At 69.9% G+C, this 1117-nt stretch carries 1 protein-coding gene; it reads left to right on the top strand.

The genetic code is table 11. The features are described from left to right. A partial coding sequence (gene hpaB, locus NW807_RS06510) for a 4-hydroxyphenylacetate 3-monooxygenase, oxygenase component (RefSeq protein ID WP_414425612.1) occupies positions 1-1009 on the top strand: 1009 nt, incomplete at its 5' end. Between the last annotated feature and the right edge of the window lie 108 nt (positions 1010-1117).

The raw sequence follows: 1117 nt of genomic DNA, 5'->3' as shown, positions 1-1117 counted from the left end.
CCCCCAGGTGAACCGCGCCAAGCCCCCTTCCGCCCAGCCCGACCCCTACATCCCCGTGGGCGTGGTGCGGCAGACCGAGGCCGGCATCGTGGTCCGGGGGGCCCGGATGACGGCCACCTTCCCCCTGGCCGACGAGGTCCTGATCTTCCCCTCCACCCTCCTCCAGGCGGGGAGCGAAAGGTACGCCCTGGCCTTCGCCCTCCCCACCTCCATCCCGGGCCTCCACTTCGTCTGCCGGGAGGGCCTGGTGGGCGGGGATAGCCCCTTTGACCACCCCCTCAGCAGCCGCCTCGAGGAGATGGACTGCCTGGTGGTCTTTGACGATGTCCTGGTCCCCTGGGAGCGGGTCTTCATCCTGGGCAACGTGGAGCTTTGCAACCGCGCCTACGCCGCCACCGGGGCCCTCAACCACATGGCCCACCAGGTGGTGGCCCTGAAGACCGCCAAGACCGAGGCCTTCCTGGGGGTGGCGGCCCTCATGGCCGAGGGGATCGGGGCCGACGCCTACGCCCACGTTCAGGAGAAGATCGCCGAGATCATCGTCTACCTGGAGGCCATGCGGGCCTTCTGGACCCGGGCCGAGGAGGAGGCCAGGGAGAACGCCTACGGCCTCCTGGTGCCTGACCGAGGGGCCCTGGACGGGGCCCGGAACCTCTACCCCAGGCTCTACCCCCGCCTGAGGGAGATCCTGGAGCAGATCGGGGCCTCCGGCCTCATCACCCTCCCCTCGGAGCGGGACTTCAAGGGGCCCCTCGCCCCCCTTCTGGAGAAGTACCTGCAGGGGGCGACCCTCGAGGCCAAAGAGCGGGTCGCCCTCTTCCGCCTGGCCTGGGACATGGCCCTCTCGGGCTTCGGGGCCCGGCAGGAGCTTTACGAGCGCTTCTTCTTCGGCGACCCGGTGCGCATGTACCAGACCCTCTACGCCGTCTACGACAAGGAGCCCTACAAGGCCCGGGTCAGGGACTTCCTCAAGGGCTCTTTGGCGGTCTTTGCGGAGGTGGAGGCGTGAAGGAGGCCTTTAAGGAGGCCATGAGCCGCTTCGCCGCCGGGGTCACGGTGGTCTCCGCCCCGTGGGGCGGGGCGGAAAGGGGAAGCCCGCCCCCCCCCTCCAGTCGCG

Source organism: Synechococcus sp. R70.1, from assembly GCF_047461675.1.
Classification (GTDB): Bacteria; Cyanobacteriota; Cyanobacteriia; order Thermostichales; family Thermostichaceae; genus Thermostichus.
Note: the sequence above shows the minus strand (reverse complement) of the source record. Positions and strands in the feature narration are given on the sequence as shown.